The 4,083-nt window shown below is 67.9% G+C and carries 5 protein-coding genes and 1 pseudogene; 3 read left to right on the forward strand and 3 right to left on the reverse strand.

The window, feature by feature from the left end; all coding sequences use genetic code 11:
* The 3 genes from NKF06_RS19865 to dph2 form a co-directional block, all read right to left on the reverse strand.
* On the reverse strand, positions 1–582 hold a 582-nt coding region (locus tag NKF06_RS19865), incomplete at its 3' end, for a DUF6293 family protein (protein ID WP_253246390.1).
* Between the two features lie 80 nt (positions 583–662).
* Positions 663–1,223 carry a hypothetical protein gene (locus NKF06_RS19870; RefSeq protein ID WP_058827828.1) on the reverse strand — a complete coding sequence of 187 codons (561 nt, stop codon included), beginning with the start codon at positions 1,221–1,223 and terminating at the stop codon, positions 663–665.
* A 191-nt stretch (positions 1,224–1,414) separates the two neighbouring features.
* Positions 1,415–2,449 (reverse strand): diphthamide biosynthesis enzyme Dph2, encoded by a 1,035-nt coding sequence (gene dph2 / locus NKF06_RS19875; RefSeq protein WP_058827827.1) that lies wholly within the window; start codon positions 2,447–2,449, stop codon positions 1,415–1,417.
* A 165-nt stretch (positions 2,450–2,614) separates the two neighbouring features.
* Between dph2 and NKF06_RS19880 the strand changes: the two genes are divergently transcribed.
* The 3 genes and pseudogenes from NKF06_RS19880 to NKF06_RS19890 form a co-directional block, all read left to right on the forward strand.
* Positions 2,615–3,268 (forward strand): dienelactone hydrolase family protein, encoded by a 654-nt coding sequence (locus NKF06_RS19880; RefSeq protein ID WP_058827826.1) that lies wholly within the window; start codon positions 2,615–2,617, stop codon positions 3,266–3,268.
* Positions 3,269–3,348: 80 nt separating this feature from the next.
* Positions 3,349–3,723 carry a YlbF family regulator gene (locus NKF06_RS19885; RefSeq protein ID WP_058827825.1) on the forward strand — a complete coding sequence of 125 codons (375 nt, stop codon included), beginning with the start codon at positions 3,349–3,351 and terminating at the stop codon, positions 3,721–3,723.
* Between the two features lie 64 nt (positions 3,724–3,787).
* Positions 3,788–4,083: pseudogene (locus NKF06_RS19890) on the forward strand (CDP-4-keto-6-deoxy-D-glucose-3-dehydrase); the annotation flags it as partial.

The raw sequence follows: 4,083 nt of genomic DNA on the forward strand, positions 1-4,083 counted from the left end.
CGACAGAGCGATTCGGAGCGGTCGGGCGACGGCCGTGGCCGCGGGGCCGTCGGCGACGCGGCGGAACTCGGCGAACGCGTCGGACGCGGCCTCGACGTCTGAGACGAGCGTCCGGAGGTCGTCGATGGCGGCGAGGTCGGGTCGGTCGGTCGCGGGAATGGTCAGAATCGAGACGGTCCCGCGATCGAGTTCGCCGCCGTCGACGAGGGCGGTTCGCGCGGCGTAGAAGGCGGCGGCGACCTGCGGGGGCGCGCCGGCGAGGTTCACTCGCACGTCGCCGTCCGCGGCGGCCTCGCGGAGTAAGTCGGTCGTCGCGGCGTACAGTTCCTCGAAAGAGCCGGTGAAGGGGAGCCGTGCTTCGTCGACCGTCCCCCGGCCCGCGAGCCGTTCGCTGACGGTTTTCGCGGCGTGTGCACTCGCTCGCGGCGCGCCGGGCGCGCAGTCGTCCGGGTCGCGACCCTGCTCGGGGTCGGCCTCGTCGCGGACCAGACGAACCCGGTCGGCGTCGACGTCGGCGGTTTCGAGCGGGGTGACGACCCGCTGCACGTCGAGTCCGAGGACGGAGAGGTGGGTCGTCGGCATCTGTCTGACCCATTCGCTACCGGTACCCTGAATGTTGTGGTGGCACCTGAGAGTCGCCTGTCAGAAGCGCCGGCGCGGCGTCAGGTCCACGAGCGGATGAGGTTGCGCCCGATGACGCCGAGTCCGAGCGTGTCGACGACGAACAGGATGACGCCGCCGAGGATGGGGACGAGCGACAGGACCGCGGCGACGAGCGCGCCGACGACGAGCGAGACGCCCAGCGAGGGCGACCCGCCGGAGGCGACGCCGGTCACGAGCGACCCAAGGAGGACGGTCGAAATCGCGCCACCGACGATACTGAGGAGGATGAACGCGAGGAACCCCGGAATCGCCACGAGGAGGCCGATGATGGTGATTGCGAGGAGGACGAGGACGATGAGGCCGCCGATACCGACGCCGAGGCCCCAGAGGAACGACCCGCCGGGATCGTCTCGAATCTCGGCGATGGCGTCTCTGGTGTACGCCGGGGCCGCGGCGACGAGGATGCCGCCGACGACGAGGTCGATGAGGAAGCTCCCCCCGGCGCGGAACACCGGCGAAAGCTGTTGTGCGGATTCGAAGTTCTGCGCGGCGGCGGTTCCCGCGAGTGCGAGGACGCCGAGCAGGCTCAGGAGAGCGGTTCGTGTTCGTGGAGGGACCATACGTGTCGGTCGAATGGCGACTCGTATAGGTATTCTGGATTGACTGTCAGGAGATCGAATACGTACGAAGCGAGACGAGAGAGTCGAAACAGGACGCAACCCGCGGCGGCGTCGCGAGAGCGACGCGCTGGTAGCGGCCGGGGGCGCTCACCGGGAGTTTCGGGGTACCGGCTGTCGTGGTGCGTCTCGGGTTACCAGGTGCCGTGGAACGTGTCGAATTCGAGGGAGTCGAGGGGTTCGTCGCCGACGGCGATGCGGTACTCCTGCGGCGTGAGCATCGGCTTGTGGAACCGCGGGCCGTCGTCGGTCGTGATGCGCGGACAGCCGGTGTTGACGAACGCGTCCATGTCGAAGTTCCGGAGCCGGTCGGGCGTCACCTCGTCCATCGTGATGAGGTAGGCGTTCTCGTTGTCCTCCAGAATCTTCTCGGCGATTTCCATGCGACCCTGGCCGATTTTCGTACAGAAGATGACGCCCCACTTCTCGGCGTCCATCGCCTTGTGGACCGAGGCGTAGCGCTGTTTCATGAACTTCCGCGTGTCGGCGATGGTGACGACGTTGTTGACGGGGTCGGCGATGACGACGTTCTTGTCGGGGTGTTCCATCGCGAGGCCGAGCGGGTGGAACTTGCCGCCGCCGACGTAGAGCACGTCGTCCGCCGGGATGTCCGCGGAGGCGTAGTTGCAGCCGAGGACCTGTCCCTCGTAGGTGAGGCGGTCGTCGCCTTTGCGGGTCTGGACGGTGTAGCCGCGCTCTTCGAGCCAGTCGCACATGTCCTCGAAGCGGTTCATGTGCTGGGCGGTGGTGACGAGACCGACCTCGTCGCCCTCGATGTCGTCGAGCGCGTCCTCCATGATGGGGAAGGGGTCGACGTTGGAGAACAGCGGGACGTAGATGATTTTGTCCGACTCCTTCATCGGCGAGTGGCCGAAGTGGACGAACACGTCGGTCCGCCGCATGAGGTAAGTGTCGAGGTCGCACGCGCCGTAACACGGCTGGCCGGAGAGCATGAACGTCACGTCGTCGTCGCAGAGCGCTCGGAGGTCGTCGGCGACCGCCGGGCCGCGGCGCTTCAGTCCCTCGGGGAACTGGAGGCCGACGCGCTTGGCGTCGCGCTCCTCGATGGCTTCGACGATCTGTTCGAGTTCGTAGTCCCACTCCCGGTCGTGCTTGAGCGACATCCCGGTGTTTCGAAGGTCTCCCTCCGAGGTGGCGTCCTGACTCATTGCCCCATCGTTGCGGACGGAGCCGTTTAACCACCGCGCTTCCCCACGAACGAGCGTCACACACCCGCACGCGCACGGAACGACGGTGCGGGGTCGGCGACGGCGTCACCCGGTTACCCTCTCGTCACTCGGGGATTCAAGACTCGCCGCGGCCTACCGCCGTCCATGTCCGACATCCCCCTCGAACACGTCCACGTCGAACCGTCGGAACCGGGCGACGGCCCGGCTCCCGCCGTCGTCCTGCTCCACGGCCGCGGCTCGAACGAACAGGACCTCCTGTCTATCGCACAGGAGTTCCCCGACCACGTCCACGTCGTGAGCCTCCGCGCGCCCGACCGCCTGCAGGGCGGCTACACGTGGTACGAACTCGACCTCTCGGAGGGCGGCCTCCACCAGAGCCAGCCCCACGCCGAGCAGTTCGAGCGCTCGCGGGACCTCGTCCGCGAGGCCATCGCCGGCGCGGTCGAGGCGTACGACATCGACCCCGACCGAATCGGCCTCCTCGGCTTCAGTCAGGGCGCGATTACCAGCCTGTCGCTCCTCCTCGACGACCCCGACGACTACGCGTGGGTCGTCGCGCTCCACGGCTATCTCGCGGACTCGCACGCCGACCTCGACCCCGACGGCATCGCCGGCAAGCCGGTGTTCGTCGGCGGCGGGTCGATGGACCAAATCATCCCGGCCTCGCGGGTCGAACGCGCGGCCGAGCGCCTCCGTGACCTCGGCGCGGACGTGACTGCAAACCTCTACGGCGCGCCTCACGGCGTCAGCCCGGACGAACTGCAGGACGTGGTCGCGTTCGTCGAGTCCCACGTCTGAACCCTCAACGGGGGCGACCGCTCGACGACTCTCCTTCCCCGTTCGGCAGGTTGAAACCGCTCGCACCCCAACGCGCGGCTATGAGCACGCAGACGACGCGGCTCGAAGAACTCGGGCGCGAACTCGGCGAAGCCATCGCCGACCATCCGAAGTACGAAGCCTACGAGGAGGCGAAGGCCGCCGTCGAAGCCGACGACGACGTGCAGGAACTCATCACGGAGTTCAACCAGCTCCGCGAGGAGTTCAACGTGGCTCGCCAGATGGGCGAAGCGACCCAAGAGGGGCTCCAGAAAGTCCAAGCGGCACAGGAGGAGCTTCACTCCGAACCCGTCATGGAGGAGTACCTCCTCGCGCAGGCCGAACTCGTCGGCGAGTTGGAGAAGATTAACGAGGCCATCTCGGAGCCGTTGGCGGTCGACTTCGGCGGCGAGGCCGGCGGTTGCTGTAACGACTGAACTCGGCTCGACGCGACTCGTTTTCGCCGCAGGTTCAAGTACCAAGCCGGGGCCAGCCTCGGCTATGTTGGCAATCGCGGGCGGCAAGGGCGGCAGCGGCAAGACCACCACGACCCTCGGACTGGCGAGCGCGCTCGACGGCCCGGTGCTCGCCGTCGACGCCGACAGAGACATGCCGAACCTCCACGCGATGGCCGGCGTCAAACGCTCGGCGGACGCCGTCTCGGATGGCACCATCTGCGAGCCCGCTGTCCAGTCGCATCCGACCGACCCGACCGTCTCCGTGCTTCCGGCACCCGCCGGCACCGACGACGACGCCTTCGAGCGGTGGCTTCGGACCGCCGCGGCCGACGGCCGGCG

This window comes from Haloferax sp. AB510, from assembly GCF_024136985.1.
Lineage (GTDB): Archaea > Halobacteriota > Halobacteria > Halobacteriales > Haloferacaceae > Haloferax.

Coding starts and splice junctions, on each gene's coding strand:
- NKF06_RS19880 (WP_058827826.1), top strand. CDS start 2,615: ATGTCCGACATCCCCCTCGAACACGTCCACGTCGAACCGTCGGAACCG.
- NKF06_RS19885 (WP_058827825.1), top strand. CDS start 3,349: ATGAGCACGCAGACGACGCGGCTCGAAGAACTCGGGCGCGAACTCGGC.
- dph2 (WP_058827827.1), bottom strand. CDS start 2,449: ATGAGTCAGGACGCCACCTCGGAGGGAGACCTTCGAAACACCGGGATG.
- NKF06_RS19870 (WP_058827828.1), bottom strand. CDS start 1,223: ATGGTCCCTCCACGAACACGAACCGCTCTCCTGAGCCTGCTCGGCGTC.